Source organism: Marinospirillum perlucidum, from assembly GCF_003336805.1.
GTDB classification, from domain to species: Bacteria; Pseudomonadota; Gammaproteobacteria; order Pseudomonadales; family Halomonadaceae; genus Marinospirillum; species Marinospirillum perlucidum.
In genome coordinates this window covers 1-13552 of sequence record NZ_QFWJ01000007.1, presented here as the reverse complement: position 1 = coordinate 13552, position 13552 = coordinate 1, and the positions used below count along the sequence as shown (strand labels likewise).

The 13552-nt window shown below is 52.6% G+C and carries 15 protein-coding genes; 13 read left to right on the top strand and 2 right to left on the bottom strand.

Annotation, left to right across the window (positions count from 1 at the left end; translation table 11 throughout):
- The first annotated feature begins 2 nt into the window (after window positions 1–2).
- From ccoO to DFK18_RS09745, 11 genes are all read left to right on the top strand, one after another.
- Window positions 3–608, top strand: a complete 606-nt coding sequence (gene ccoO / locus DFK18_RS09795) for a cytochrome-c oxidase, cbb3-type subunit II (protein ID WP_114418083.1) — start codon at window positions 3–5, stop codon at window positions 606–608.
- 4 nt (window positions 609–612) lie between these two features.
- Window positions 613–813 carry a cbb3-type cytochrome oxidase subunit 3 gene (locus tag DFK18_RS09790; RefSeq protein WP_114418082.1) on the top strand — a complete coding sequence of 67 codons (201 nt, stop codon included), beginning with the start codon at window positions 613–615 and terminating at the stop codon, window positions 811–813.
- Window positions 806–1807 (top strand): cytochrome-c oxidase, cbb3-type subunit III, encoded by a 1002-nt coding sequence (gene ccoP, locus DFK18_RS09785; protein WP_114418081.1) that lies wholly within the window; start codon window positions 806–808, stop codon window positions 1805–1807. The genes DFK18_RS09790 and ccoP overlap by 8 nt, the downstream gene beginning before the upstream one ends.
- 196 nt (window positions 1808–2003) lie before the next feature.
- Complete coding sequence (gene ccoG / locus DFK18_RS09780) at window positions 2004–3449, top strand: cytochrome c oxidase accessory protein CcoG (protein ID WP_114418080.1); 1446 nt, start codon at window positions 2004–2006, stop codon at window positions 3447–3449.
- On the top strand, window positions 3449–3958 hold the full coding sequence (locus DFK18_RS09775; protein ID WP_114418079.1) for a FixH family protein: 510 nt from the start codon (window positions 3449–3451) through the stop codon (window positions 3956–3958). Before ccoG ends, DFK18_RS09775 begins: the two co-directional genes overlap by 1 nt.
- Before the next feature lie 119 nt (window positions 3959–4077).
- Window positions 4078–6549, top strand: a complete 2472-nt coding sequence (locus DFK18_RS09770) for a heavy metal translocating P-type ATPase (protein WP_114418078.1) — start codon at window positions 4078–4080, stop codon at window positions 6547–6549.
- On the top strand, window positions 6546–6776 hold the full coding sequence (ccoS, locus tag DFK18_RS09765) for a cbb3-type cytochrome oxidase assembly protein CcoS (protein WP_114418077.1): 231 nt from the start codon (window positions 6546–6548) through the stop codon (window positions 6774–6776). Before DFK18_RS09770 ends, ccoS begins: the two co-directional genes overlap by 4 nt.
- On the top strand, window positions 6773–7474 hold the full coding sequence (locus DFK18_RS09760; protein ID WP_114418076.1) for a sulfite exporter TauE/SafE family protein: 702 nt from the start codon (window positions 6773–6775) through the stop codon (window positions 7472–7474). Before ccoS ends, DFK18_RS09760 begins: the two co-directional genes overlap by 4 nt.
- Before the next feature lie 12 nt (window positions 7475–7486).
- A complete protein-coding gene (gene hemN, locus DFK18_RS09755) occupies window positions 7487–8884 on the top strand; it encodes an oxygen-independent coproporphyrinogen III oxidase (RefSeq protein ID WP_114418075.1) in 1398 nt (465 codons plus the stop codon).
- Window positions 8885–9078: 194 nt separating this feature from the next.
- On the top strand, window positions 9079–9858 hold the full coding sequence (gene fnr / locus DFK18_RS09750) for a fumarate/nitrate reduction transcriptional regulator Fnr (protein WP_218563936.1): 780 nt from the start codon (window positions 9079–9081) through the stop codon (window positions 9856–9858).
- 40 nt (window positions 9859–9898) lie between these two features.
- Window positions 9899–10438, top strand: coding sequence for a purine phosphoribosyltransferase family protein (locus tag DFK18_RS09745; protein ID WP_114418073.1), 540 nt, complete (start codon window positions 9899–9901; stop codon window positions 10436–10438).
- On the opposite strand, the gene ttcA is transcribed toward DFK18_RS09745, so the two are convergent.
- Window positions 10439–11293: a tRNA 2-thiocytidine(32) synthetase TtcA gene (gene ttcA / locus DFK18_RS09740; RefSeq protein ID WP_114418072.1), complete on the bottom strand. Its 855-nt coding sequence runs from the start codon at window positions 11291–11293 to the stop codon at window positions 10439–10441.
- Window positions 11294–11439: 146 nt separating this feature from the next.
- Here ttcA and DFK18_RS14690 point away from each other — a divergent pair, with 146 nt between their 5' ends.
- Both DFK18_RS14690 and DFK18_RS09730 read left to right on the top strand, forming a co-directional pair.
- Complete coding sequence (locus DFK18_RS14690; RefSeq protein ID WP_162299748.1) at window positions 11440–12045, top strand: DNA-J related domain-containing protein; 606 nt, start codon at window positions 11440–11442, stop codon at window positions 12043–12045.
- Between the two features lie 14 nt (window positions 12046–12059).
- Complete coding sequence (locus DFK18_RS09730) at window positions 12060–13193, top strand: polysaccharide deacetylase family protein (RefSeq protein ID WP_114418070.1); 1134 nt, start codon at window positions 12060–12062, stop codon at window positions 13191–13193.
- 69 nt (window positions 13194–13262) lie between these two features.
- Here DFK18_RS09730 and DFK18_RS09725 read toward each other — a convergent pair whose 3' ends face one another.
- The gene (locus tag DFK18_RS09725) at window positions 13263–13406 is read right to left on the bottom strand and encodes a hypothetical protein (protein WP_178006185.1); all 144 of its coding nucleotides are present in this window, start codon (window positions 13404–13406) and stop codon (window positions 13263–13265) included.
- Window positions 13407–13552: the final 146 nt, after the last annotated feature.

The window sequence follows — 13552 nt, the reverse complement described above, 5'->3', positions numbered from 1 at the left end:
TGATGAAACACGATATTATTGAAAAGAATGTTGGCCTGATGGCCGTACTGATCCTGGTTGTGATCAGTTTTGGTGGCCTGGCTGAGATAGTTCCTTTGTTTTTCCAGAAGTACACCACAGAACCTGTTGAAGGTCTGGAGCCTATCAGTGCTCTGGAACTGGAAGGCCGCGATGTGTATATCCGCGAAGGCTGCTATGTCTGCCACTCGCAACAGATCCGTCCTTTCCGTGCTGAAACCGAACGTTATGGCCACTATTCAGTAGCCGGTGAATTCGTTTATGACCACACCTTCCAGTGGGGTTCCAAGCGTACCGGTCCTGATCTGGCCCGCGTTGGTGGTCGCTACAGTGATGACTGGCACTATGCCCATCTTCACAACCCACGTGATGTAGTGCCTGAATCCATCATGCCTGCCTACCCCTGGCTCAACTACGCCACCCTGGATGGCAGCAACACCGCCACCAAACTGGAGCGTTTGAGAATGCTGGGCGTGCCTTACACCGATGAGGATATCGCAGGTGCCGCGGACGCTGTTCGTGGAAAGACAGAAATGGACGCTCTGGTTGCTTACCTACAGCAACTGGGTACCGTTCTGCAAGACAGGTAAGGTTATGGATATCAACGTTTTTCGCGGGCTGATGACCATTGTTCTGCTACTGGCCTTTCTAGGCATCGTCTACTGGGCCTACAGCAGCAAGCAAAAAAAGCCTTTCGACGAGGCGGCTAACCTGCCCTTCGCCGATGACGACGAAAACGAAAAAAACCATAACCAGGATGAAAGCTCATCACTGGAGAAAAATAAGCATGAATAGCAGCCCCTTAGCCATGAGCGGTTTCTGGAGCCTGTGGATTTCAGTAATTACCCTAGGTGTAATTGCCTTCTGCTGGTGGCTTCTTTATGGGAACCGCAAAACAGATAAAGCCCCGTCTGCATCCGGCGAAGTAGAAACTACCGGTCACGCTGCTGACGGAATCGAAGAATATGACAACCCCCTGCCTCGCTGGTGGTTCATCATGTTCGTCATCACCATCGTCTTTGGTCTGGTCTACCTGGTTCTCTATCCAGGTCTGGGTAGCTACAAAGGCGTTCTGGGCTGGACTGCCCACAGCCAGTGGGAAGAAGAAGTGGCTGAAGCTCGTGAAGAGTACGCGCCCATCTTCCAGAACTATGCCCAGATCTCGGTTGAAGAGCTGGCTCAGGATCCTGAAGCCATGCAAGTAGCTGACCGCCTGTACCAGAACAACTGTGCTATTTGTCACGGTTCTTCTGCCCGCGGTGGTTACGGCTTCCCTAACCTGACCGATGACAACTGGATGTATGGTGGTGAACCCGCGCAAATTCGTCAGACCATCATCTGGGGCCGCAACGGTAACATGGTTGCCTACCAGAACATCCTGGGTGAAGAAGGTATCGAGAACATGGCCAACTATGTTCTTAGCCTTTCCGGCCAGGAGCACGATGCTGACAAGGCGGCAGAAGCAGCGCCTCAGTTCCAGGCACAGTGTGTAGCCTGTCACGGCCCCAATGCCAAGGGCGCAGCTGCCCAAGGTCTGCCTGACATCGGTGCACCAGATCTGACTGACGACTACTGGCTGTATCAGCAGCCTGGACAGGAGCTGAAAGCCTCTATCGTCCAGACGCTGACTCATGGTCGTAATGGCCACATGCCTGCCCAGGCCGGTTACCTGGACGTAGGTGTTGACCTGCCCAGCGATCTGCGCAGCAAGAGTCAGGATGAACTGGCAGAACTGCTGCCCAAGGTTCACCTGGTTACTGCCTATATCTATAGTCTGAGCAATCAATAAATCAGGCTGATAGACCAAGGGGATGCGGCGTAAAGTCGCATTCCCTTTTATCGTTTCACCCCAGTATAGTGCTGTTAAAAATACCCAAGCGAGCTGCTTGGTTATTTTTAACAATCCTACCTATAAAAATAAGCCCAGCAAGAGTCAGGGTCTGAATAAGTAACTTCCTTTTCCATTCCAGCTTGGTGATGAGCGAATGACTGACAAGATACCGACTAAAGACGTTACCCCGAAGGATGCTGCGCAAAGCCGCAAGTCGCCTACGACGGGGGGGCCCCAGGGCCACCTGTATGCCAGCCGCAAACACATTTACGTCAAACGTGTACAAGGGGTCTTTCAAAAACTGAGAACAGCAACCAACTGGGTGTTGATGCTGGCTTTTTTTCTGGGTTCTTTCGTACCTTATGGCGATCGCCAGGCCGTTCTTTTTGATCTACCCAACCGCCAGTTCCACATTTTTGGCACCACCTTCTTCCCCAGCGACTTTGTCTTACTGGCTTGGCTGCTGATTATTCTTGCCTTTACCTTATTCTTTGTGACCAATTTTGCCGGGCGCGTCTGGTGCGGCTATTCCTGCCCCCAGTTTGTATGGACCTGGCTGTATATCTGGGTTGAAGAAAAAACCGAAGGCAAACCCAATCGCCGCAAGAAACTGGATAAGCAACCCCTTAATGGTGAAAAATTCCTGCGTAAAGGGGCCAAGCACCTCATCTGGTTGCTCATTGCTCTGGCGACTGCCATTGCATTTATCGGTTATTTTTCTCCCATTCGAGATCTGCTTGCTCGCCTAGTCAGCTTTGATCTGGGTGGCTGGGAAATTTTCTGGATGGGCTTTTTCACCCTCTTCACCTACCTTTTTGCCGGTTGGCTGCGTGAGCAGGTATGCATCTACATGTGCCCTTATGCCCGCTTCCAAGCGGTGATGTTCGACAAGGACACCCTGATCGTCTCCTATGACGCAGCCCGTGGTGAGCCTCGCGGTCCGCGTAAAAAATCCACTAACCTGGAAGAGGCCAATCTTGGCCACTGCATCGATTGTGATCTCTGTGTTCAGGTCTGCCCGGTAGGCATAGATATCCGCAACGGCCTGCAATACGAGTGTATTACCTGTGCCGCCTGTATCGATGCCTGTGATGAAGTCATGGACAAGATGGAATATCCACGCGGCCTGATTCGCTACACCACCGAAGAAGAACTCTCCGGACGCAAGACCAAAATCCTGCGCCCTCGTTTGATCGGCTATTTCCTAGTCCTCGTGGCCATGATCATTGCCTTCACAATTGCCCTCAGCAATCGTGTACCCATGGAGATGGATGTACAGAGGGATCGCAACCAACTCTATCGCATGACAACAGAGGGGCTGGTTGAGAACAGCTACCGTGTAGGCATTACCAACATGGACCAAGAAGCCCACACTTACCGCTTGAAACTTCTAGGCGAAGAAGAACTCCAATTGCAGGGCAATCTTGAATACACTCTAGAAGCCGGTGAATCCCAGACCTATTCCGTCCGGATTATTGCCGATCCCGAGCAACTGCCCGACCGTCCTGCCATGGACATTCAGTTCCAGGTAGAATCCACGGAAGATGCAAGTATTCAGGACTCTCGTGAATCCCGTTTCATCATAAGGTCTATACGCTAATGGCAACACTGGAAAAGAAATCCCGCAAACCCTGGTACAAAGAGCCTTTTGCCTGGTTGGCGTTTTTCCCCGTCACCCTGGGGGTCTTCTTTGGTCTATCACTGCTGGTGATAGGTAACATCAACTACGACGGTGTCGTTGATGAAAACTATTACAAGGAAGGTCTGGCCATCAACCAGTCATTTGAGCGGGATCGTTTTGCCGAAGAACTAAATCTGACGGCCAGCCTCAGATTCGTTCAGGACCAACTGCATATGGATCTCCAGGGCCAGCTACCTGAATATCCCGAAGAACTGCTAGTCCACATGGAAAACCCTACCCGCGCTTCCAAGGACTTCACCATTGCGATGAAGCACCTTCAGGGGGGGCGTTATCTAGGTACCCTGACACAACAGCCGGATAACGACTGGGATGTCAAACTCTACGGGCCTGACCGAGAATGGCGCCTCTCCAGTCGCGCCAGCTTCCCGCTGCAGGCTCCACTGGAAATGGCTCCCAGCCTCCACTAGGAACAGGTTGCTTAATGCTGTTGTAACTATGAATGGGCAGCGGAGCTTAAAACCGCTGCCCTTTTTATTGACCACCTTATTTGCTCCAGCCAAACCTGTAAAAGAGCAGGATAGAGTCTATGACCCAGCCGGATTGCTTTCACTGCGGTGAACCCGTACCCAACGACAGCCCTTATCAAGTAACCCTTGATGACGTCCGTCACCCGCTATGCTGTCCCGGATGCGAAGCGGTATCCCATGCCATTATTCACGGAGGACTGGAAAGCTATTACAAGTTCAGAACCGAGTTACCACCGCGGCCTGAACTTTCCGAAGAGGAGTTGGCTGAACTCCAGGTTTACGACTCACCTGAACTGCTTCAGGAATTTGTGCATCAGGATGAGCACGGAATGGCTGAAACCACCCTGGCCATTGACGGGATTACCTGCGCTGCCTGTGCCTGGCTGATTGAACACCAGATTGATCATTTGGACGGCGTGGAAAGAACGGCGGTTAACTTGAGTTCGCAGCGTGCCACCCTACGCTGGGATATCAACAAGCTTCCTTTCAGCAAACTCCTCCAGGAATTCAAAACTATTGGCTATGCCGCCCAACCCTGGCAAGCAGATGAGCAGCAAGAGAAATTACAACAAGAGCATAAGATGGCGATACGCCGCCTGATTGTGGCCGCAATCGGTTCCATGCAAGCCATGATGTTTGGTATTGCTCTGGAAGCGGGTGTCCTGGAAAACTTCATGCAGCGAGAATTTGTTGTTCTCTTCCAGTGGCTTTCTTTTCTGGTCACAACACCCGTGGTGCTCTATTCCTCCTGGCCATTTTTTATCAGTGCAGCCCGGGAGTTGAAACATCGACGTCTGAATATGGATGTTTCCATCTCGTTGGCTATCGGCTTGGGTTATGGCGCCAGCGTCTGGGGACTGATATTTGATGTGGGAGAACTCCACTTCTACGCCGTATCCATGTTTGCCTTCTTTCTTCTATTCGGTCGCTATATCGAAATGCGGACCCGTCACAAAATTGGCAGTGGCGGCAATGCCCTGGATGAACTGCTTCCTCAAGCCGCCCTTATCCTCAATGAACAGCAACAAGAAGAATACGTGCCCAGCCGCCAACTACGCCCGGGTGACCGAATTCTGATCAAACCCGGCCACACCCTTCCGGTCGATGGCTTTATCCTTGAAGGCCAGTCCAGTATTAATGAAGCCACCATGACCGGTGAATACCTGCCCGTAGCCCGCTACCCCGGCCAGGAAGTTCTGGCGGGCACGCAAAACATCGATAGTCCCCTGGTGGTTGAAGTCAGCAAAATCGGCCAAGAGGTCCGCCTGGCCAGCATTGCCCGTCTGAGTGATCGGGCTCAGGCCGAAAAACCTCGCATTGCAACCCTGGCCAACCAGGTCGCCCAGTATTTTGTCGCCACCTTGCTTGTGGTGGCCACCAGTGTTCTGATCGCCTGGCTATTTATCGATCCTTCGCGGGCCTTTTGGATTACAGTTTCCGTCCTCGTGGTCACCTGCCCCTGTGCCCTTGCTTTGGCTACCCCGACCGCTTTGGCTGTGGCCAATGCCACCCTGGGTCGCCAGGGCGTACTCATTACCCGAGGCCATGTTCTGGAAGGCCTGGCCAAGGCAACTCATATTATCTTCGATAAAACCGGTACCCTGACCGAAGGGCGGCTGGAACTAAAAGAGACCCTCTGGCTTGCCGACCCTCAAGATCCGCGCCAGGAACAGATCACCGCGCTGGCCGCTGCCTTGGAAAGCCAGTCCGAGCATCCCATCGCCCAGGCTTTCATGGGATTTAGAGAAGAGGGGATCAAGGCTGAGGGAATTCAGGCCCTTACCGGCCAGGGTTTAACCGGCAGAATTAAAGGACTGACTTACCGCCTGGGACGCGCCGATTTTGCTGCCCCTGAATCCGCTTTGCAGCCGCCTCAGGGCGAAGGCCAGTGGCTGCTCTTTGCCGATGAACAGCAACCGCTTTGCTGGTTCCGTCTCAGTGATCATCTGCGTCCGGACACCCAGGCGGTCCTCAAGGAATTAGCGCGCCAGAATATCCAAGTGGAACTGCTGTCCGGTGATCAGGAAGGAGCGGTAGCCAGCATTGCCCAGGAACTGGGGATCGAACGTTACCAAGCAGGTGCCACGCCCGAGAAAAAACTCGAGCGCCTCAAGGAACTACAAAACCAGGGACACCAGGTCATCATGGTGGGCGATGGTATCAATGATGTGCCTGTACTGGCCGGTGCCCAGGTCTCCATTGCTTTGGGTAATGCGACCGATCTGGCTAAAACCAGTGCCGATACCCTATTGCTTTCCAGCCGCCTGTTGCGAATTTCCCAGGCTATTGACAAGGCCCGTAAAACCCACAGAATCATTGCCCAGAATCTAACGCTGTCCCTGGTTTATAACCTGCTGGCTTTGCCCGCTGCAGCTCTGGGACTGGTGCCACCCTGGCTGGCGGCTCTGGGCATGACCACCAGCTCCCTGTTGGTCGTACTGAATGCGCTAAGACTGCGAGATCGTGGCAATGCCCAACGACTGAGCGACACTCCATCCGATGACTCACCAATACAGGAGGTCAGTGCGTGAATATTATTTTTTTCTTGATTCCGCTTTCCCTGGTTTTGCTCGGCCTGGCTATCTGGGCCTTCTTCTGGGCCGTGAAACATGACCAGTTTGAAGATCTGGAAGGCCCTGCCTATTCCATACTCTTTGATGATGAGGATGAAAAAAAGCCTGGTGCTGAAAAGCAGCAGGAAGCGCCTGACCAGGAAAATCAAGCAACCCCGGATCAGAAGAGCTCGCCGGACAAATGACTGAGCTTTTGAGTGCGGGTTTACTAACCGCTCTGATTGCCGGTTTTCTCGGCGGCGGTCACTGTATCGGCATGTGCGGGGGGATCGTCAGCGCCCTCTCTTTTGCCCTGCCGCCCAGTCAGCGTCATCCGGTCAGAATTGCCTCGTTAATGCTGATGTATAATCTGGGTCGCCTGATCAGCTACACCCTGGCAGGGGCACTGGTGGGCGGTCTGGGCCAGCTGCTTATTCACTCACTTGAGCCGGTGCGCAATCTCTTGAGTGGTTTGGCAGTGATCATGCTGCTACTCATGGCTTTTTACATCGGCCAGTGGTGGCAGGGCCTGACTCGCGTGGAAGCACTGGGGCGTCACCTCTGGCATTTTCTGGAACCCCTGGGACGTCGACTGATGCCGGTTACCCACCCCCTGCAGGCGCTCAGTATCGGCCTCATCTGGGGCTGGTTGCCCTGCGGCCTGGTCTACTCCATGCTGATCCTGGCACTCAGTAGTGGTAGCGCCTTGCATGGAGGCGCGCTGCTTTTGGCCTTTGGGCTAGGCACGCTGCCAACCCTACTGGTTACTGGCGCCCTGGCGCGTCAGGTCACCGAATTTTTACGCCGCCCCTTGTGGCGCCAGCTATCAGCCTGCTTGCTGATGGCCTTTGCAGTGTGGCAGGCTTTGCCACTTCTGGGTATTTCAGTACCTACCAATCATTAATAGAGATAGCAAATGAGCCAAGTTGATTTTACTCGCTTTGAATGGAACCCTGAATTGGTGGAACGCTATAACCTGGCCGGTCCACGTTATACCTCCTATCCAACAGCACCCCAGTTTCACGACGGCTTTGGCTCAGAAGATTTCTGTCAGGCCCTGAAAGAAAGCAATGCCACCCAGGCGCCACTATCTCTTTATTTTCACATCCCTTTTTGTGCCAAGGTTTGCTTTTACTGCGGCTGCAACAAAATCGCTACAGGGGACACCAGCCGCTGCCAACCCTACCTGCAGCGTCTCTATCAGGAAATGGACCTGATTGCCGAACAGGTGGATACCCAAAGACCCGTCAATCAGCTGCATTGGGGTGGTGGTACGCCGACCTTCCTGTCTGCTGACCAGATGCGTGAACTGATGCAGGAAACCCGCCGTCGCTTCAATCTCAGGGATGATGATCAGGGGGATTACTCTATTGAAATCGACCCTCGCGAGCTGGATGACAACACCCTGCCCCTGCTCAGGGAACTGGGCTTTAACCGCATGAGCTTCGGCCTTCAGGACTTAAACCCCCAGGTACAAAAAGCGGTTAACCGGGTGCAACCGCGGGAGATGACGGAAAATGCACTGATCCAGGCCCGCGAACTGGGCTTTCGTTCCCTCAACCTGGATTTGATCTACGGCCTGCCCCACCAGACCCCGGATAGCTTTGCCGCCACGCTGGAAGAAGTCATTGAAATGGACCCGGATCGCCTTTCGGTGTTCAACTATGCTCACCTGCCCGAGCGTTTCAAACCTCAGCGCCGCATCAATGCTGAAGACCTGCCGACACCTGAACAAAAGCTGGCGATTCTGGAAAACACCATCACCCGCCTGGTCGACGCGGGTTATGTTTACATCGGCATGGATCACTTTGCCAAACCCGATGACAGCCTGGCCATTGCGCAAAGAGAAGGCCGCCTGCATCGTAACTTTCAGGGCTACACCACCCATTCAGAGTGTGACCTGATTGCCATGGGGGCCTCTTCCATCAGTCAGGTCGGCCCGACCTATGCCCAGAACCATCACGACACCGAAAGCTACGAAGCTTCTATCAGCCAGGGCAAGCTAGCTACTCTTAGAGGACTCAAGGCCAGCCGTGAAGACCTGCTGCGCCGTGCCGTGATCAATCAGCTGATTTGCCACTTTGAACTCGACTTTGAAGCCTTCAGCAAGGAATGGGACATCAACTTTACCGAGCACTTTGCCAGTGAATTGCAAAGCCTGCAGCAGCATGAAAAGGATGGCCTCCTGGTGATGGAAGATCAGCATCTCTGGGTTCGGCCAGCCGGTCGCCTGCTGATTCGCAGCATCTGCATGATGTTTGATAGCTACCTGGATCAGCAGGGATTGGGACGCGCTTTCTCCCGGATTATCTAAGCTCAAACCTGACGTTTGACCTCTCGGGCTGGCAGGCACACGTCCTGCCAGTCCACTCTCTAGTTCCCTTTGCCCAGCTACCTGCCTCAGCCGCCACAAATACTTGGCTTGTGCCTTTCTCTCATTGCCATAGATCAGGTCTCATGGTACAAGTAGTTGAGTTATGTCATGCTTGATTAAGTAATAGGGAGTTAATGATGTCCAGCCAAGCCAACAAAGGGGCCTGCCTGAATTTGGCCAAGGAAACCCGCTGCATGACTTGTAGTCTCAGCGCTCTATGCTTGCCGTTATCCTTGAATCTGGAAGATATTGACCAGCTGGATCGCATCATCAAACGTCGCCAACCGCTGAAAAAAGGTGACCACCTCTTTCGGCAGGGGGACCACTTTGATTCCGTCTATGCTGTTCGTTCCGGTAGCTTGAAGAATTACATCATGACCAATGATGGTGAAGAGCAGATTACCAATTTCCACCTTCCCAGTGAGCTGGTGGGTCTGGATGGTGTAGATTGCAGCAGCTACCCGGTATCTTCCAAGGCGCTGGAAACCACAACGGTCTGCGAAATCCCCTATTCACGCCTGCAAAGCCTGGCTCAGGAACTCCCCGATCTGCGCAATCAGATTTTCAGCAGCATGAGCAAGGAAATCCGTGATGACAAGCAGATGATGTTGCTCCTCTCCAAAAAGAATGCAGAAGAGCGGGTAGCCACCTTCCTGGCCAACCTGTCATCCCGTTTCAAGCGCCGTGGCTATTCTCCCTACACCTTCCGGCTACCCATGTCGCGCAACGAAATCGGCAACTATCTGGGACTGGCTGTAGAAACCGTCAGTCGGGTATTTACCCGTTTCCAATCCCTGCAGGTTATTGCTGTTAATGGCAAGGAAGTACATATTACTGACCGACAGCAACTGCATGAGATCGCAGGTGTGACAGAATGCGAGGCAGACCAGCCTAATAAGCTGGTGGCCTCCTAAGACAGAGGACGCCAGCCAACGATTTAAGGAGGAACAAAAAATGTTGGATGATTTTCCACTCAAGCAACTGGTTGTTTCCCATAAGGACTTTCCCAAGAAGGGTTATAACACCAGAGACCTTTCCGGTCTGCTTTACGACCCCAAAGCCCTCCAGATCATCACCGATAGCTTTGCCCACCGCTATGTCGATTCAAAGCTGACCCATCTGGTGGTTCTTAAAGGACGCGGCACCATGTTTGCCGCCGTACTGGCCTACAAATTGAATCTGCCCCTGGTATTGATTCGTGATTTTGGTGAAGAGCCCGGTGAAGTTTTATTTGAACGCGCGCCCAGCTCCGGTGGGGATCGCACCCTGGAGATGCGCGAAGGCCTGGTCAAGGAAGGCGACCAGGTACTGCTGTTTGACGACATCCTCTCCAGCGGTGGCAGCCTGATTGCTGCTGCAGCGCTTTTGCGCCGTCAGGGAGCAGAGATTCATGAAGTAGCCACCCTGATCGATCTGCCCGACAAGGGAGGCAGTGGCCGTCTTCAGGAAATCGATGTCTCCACCTACTCGATCATGGCCTTTGAAGGCGACTGATCAGGCTTCACTGGCCAACTGGTCGACCAGATTGATACGGTCGGCCAGACTCTTTTCCCGCAAGGCTTCCAGTCCCTGAAAATCAAAGATGCGCGTATCCGCCAGCTGCGAGGGGGCGACATTCTGAAGGGCATTGAAAAGTGTCTCGATGCGTCCCGGAAAGCGCTTATCCCAATCATTAAGCATCTCCTTGATCACCTGACGCTGTAAATTTTCCTGGGATCCGCAGAGGTTGCAGGGAATGATGGGGAATTCCATCAGCTCCGCAAATTCGGCGATATCCTTTTCCTTACAGTAAGCCAGGGGACGAATAAGGATATTCTTGTGGTCATCGGACAAGAGCTTGGGTGGCATGGATTTGATACTGCCCCCAAAGAAAAGATTCAAAAACAGGGTTTCCAAGAGATCATCACGATGGTGGCCCAGCGCAATCTTGGTCGCACCTATCTCTTCGGCAAAGCCGTAAAGCGTGCCTCGACGCAAGCGTGAACACAGCCCGCAGGTGGTCTTGCCTTCAGGCACCTTCTCCTTGACGATGGAATAGGTGTCCTTTTCCAGGATGTGATAAGGCACCCCGACTTTTTCCAGATACTCAGGCAAGACTTCTTCCGGGAAGCCTGGCTGCTTCTGGTCGAGATTGACCGCAACCAGTTCGAAATCGACCGGGGCACTCTTTTGCAACCCCATAAGAATATGCAGCAGGGTATAGGAATCCTTGCCACCCGAAAGACAGACCATGATCTTGTCGCCCTGCTGAATCATGTCAAAGTCGGCAATCGCTTGGCCTGTCTGGCGTCTCAACCGCTTTTGTAGCTTGTTGAATTCTTTTCTGGCCTTGGGTAACAATTCCTGCATGAAAGCACCTGTGGAGGTTAACTGAAAGAGAGGCAAATTAACGAAAGCAGCACTAAATGTAAATGCTCAAAGCGTTTTCTATCCGGCCCCGCCCTGTTAAGATCCAAGTCTGGGAATACTTATCCAGCTTAAGGTCTGTTACTACCATGACTGCGTTAAAAGAAACTCGCCTGTTCGAGGATTTACTAGAAGTACTGCAAGAGTTTCCAGAAGGAGTCAATGAGCACTCACTATTAAAGAAGCTGGATCAAAAAGGGACTGTCACACTGGAAGCCGATACCTTCAGTGACAATGTCAAACTCTTCAGAACCCATTTCCTTCTCTATAATGCCCTCTATCAGCTCAGAGATGAACTCTGGCGTACTGCCAAGGGTCATCTGGAAATAACAGCAGTTCGTGTCCAGTTGCAGCCCTATAATCCGGGAACAGCAGCTCTCCAGGAGCATGATCCCATGCGCGACTACTACCTGGACATCGAACAGTTGGAAAAAACCACCCAGCTGGATATAGAGACCGCCCTGAATAATTTCTGGAAGCGCCTGCACGAAGAGAGTGTCTTTACCGGAGGCGGCCTCAAGGCCAGGGCTCTGGAAACCCTGGGGCTAAAAGAAGGGGTCAGTGCCAAACAAATCAAACTGAGCTATCGCCGCCTGGCCATGCAACATCACCCGGATCGTGGTGGAGACCCCGAAAAGCTACAAGATATCAATGAAGCCATGGAAGTCCTCAAACCCCTATTAAAATCCACCTGATCAAAGGCCCGGATATGATTTCGAAAAACACCTGTATCCCTTTATTTATACTCCTACTGCTCGTGTTGCTGACCAGCAGCGGGACACTGGCCGAAGAAACCACGGAAGAGGCGGAGGAAGCACCAGTACCCGCCTTTCACGCCTCTATACTTATGTACCATCACATCAGCAGCCAGACGCCCCCCTCAACCAGCACTTCGGTCGAACGCTTTACCGAACACCTGGATCTACTCGAGGAAGAAGGCTTTGAAGTCTGGCCACTGGATCGGATTATCAGTCATATTCAACGCCGCAGACCTCTACCTGACAAGGTCGCAGCACTGACCTTTGACGATGCCTATGCCAGCGTCTACGAAAATGCCCTGCCTCTACTGGAAGAAAGAGAGCTGCCTTTCACCATTTTCGTCAATGCCCAGCCGATTGATCGTGGCCAACTCATGTACATGACCTGGGATCAACTGCGTGAAGCCAAGGAAAAGGGCGCATTGATCGGTAACCACTCACTAACCCACACCCACATGATTCACAGGCTGGAAGAAGAAAACGAAGAGGCCTGGCTGGAGCGGATGCGCGGGGAAGTTGAGGAAAATCAGGCTGCTCTGGTTCGAGAACTGGGCGAGGACACACCCAAGATCTTTGCCTATCCCTACGGCGAATACAACCCGCAACTGCAAGAACTCCTGAAGGAGCTGGGTTATGTAGCCTTCGGCCAGCATTCCGGACCGGCCAGTCCTTATGCATCACTTCAGGCGTTGCCACGCTATGCCGCCAATGGCATCTATGCCAATCCTAGAACTCTGGGTATTAAACTCAAGGCCCTCCCCTTTGCAGTCATTCAGGAAGAACCGGCATCAGGGGTACTGGAAGCAGATCAGCGCAAACCCACACTTGAATTGACTATTTTCGAGGGTGATTTTCGCATTGACCAACTGCGCTGCTACGGACCCGATGCCCAGCAACTAAGAGTAGCCATTCACTATATCGAAGAGCAGCAAACCTATAATGTTGCGGCAACCCCCTACGAGTTTCTTAATCCGGGTCGCTCCAGATATAACTGCACCGCACCTCATAAGACCGAGAATCGCTGGTTCTGGTTCTCCCGCCAGTGGATGCTGCCCAAAAGAGATGGAACCTGGTACGAAGGCTGATTTTATAATCTCCCAACGTAAAAAGACCGGCACTTAAAGCCGGTCTTTTTTTATGCAGTCTGCAGCCAATTAGCAGGTGGGAATGGGCCCCTTAAGCAGACGTACATACATCAAAGCTGTAGTAATGGCATCCCCCAGGGCGGTATGTCTTTGGCCAACCATAGGTACGCCCAGTTTTTCGGCAATCTTTTCAAAATGCAGATCCGGCTGCAATTCCGGATTGGCTCTTTTCTGTCAATGGCCATTTATTTTGACCCACCTTTGGCCAATAAAATTGACCCACCTGATGCGTTAATTGGTTAACTTTTCTTTCAGTCGATAGCTTTCTCCTCCCAGCATGAAGATGTGTGAGTGATGGA

Coding starts and splice junctions, on each gene's coding strand:
- ccoO (WP_114418083.1), top strand. CDS start 3: ATGAAACACGATATTATTGAAAAGAATGTTGGCCTGATGGCCGTACTG.
- DFK18_RS09790 (WP_114418082.1), top strand. CDS start 613: ATGGATATCAACGTTTTTCGCGGGCTGATGACCATTGTTCTGCTACTG.
- ccoP (WP_114418081.1), top strand. CDS start 806: ATGAATAGCAGCCCCTTAGCCATGAGCGGTTTCTGGAGCCTGTGGATT.
- ccoG (WP_114418080.1), top strand. CDS start 2,004: ATGACTGACAAGATACCGACTAAAGACGTTACCCCGAAGGATGCTGCG.
- DFK18_RS09775 (WP_114418079.1), top strand. CDS start 3,449: ATGGCAACACTGGAAAAGAAATCCCGCAAACCCTGGTACAAAGAGCCT.
- DFK18_RS09770 (WP_114418078.1), top strand. CDS start 4,078: ATGACCCAGCCGGATTGCTTTCACTGCGGTGAACCCGTACCCAACGAC.
- DFK18_RS09760 (WP_114418076.1), top strand. CDS start 6,773: ATGACTGAGCTTTTGAGTGCGGGTTTACTAACCGCTCTGATTGCCGGT.
- hemN (WP_114418075.1), top strand. CDS start 7,487: ATGAGCCAAGTTGATTTTACTCGCTTTGAATGGAACCCTGAATTGGTG.
- fnr (WP_218563936.1), top strand. CDS start 9,079: ATGATGTCCAGCCAAGCCAACAAAGGGGCCTGCCTGAATTTGGCCAAG.
- DFK18_RS09745 (WP_114418073.1), top strand. CDS start 9,899: ATGTTGGATGATTTTCCACTCAAGCAACTGGTTGTTTCCCATAAGGAC.
- ttcA (WP_114418072.1), bottom strand. CDS start 11,293: ATGCAGGAATTGTTACCCAAGGCCAGAAAAGAATTCAACAAGCTACAA.
- DFK18_RS14690 (WP_162299748.1), top strand. CDS start 11,440: ATGACTGCGTTAAAAGAAACTCGCCTGTTCGAGGATTTACTAGAAGTA.
- DFK18_RS09730 (WP_114418070.1), top strand. CDS start 12,060: ATGATTTCGAAAAACACCTGTATCCCTTTATTTATACTCCTACTGCTC.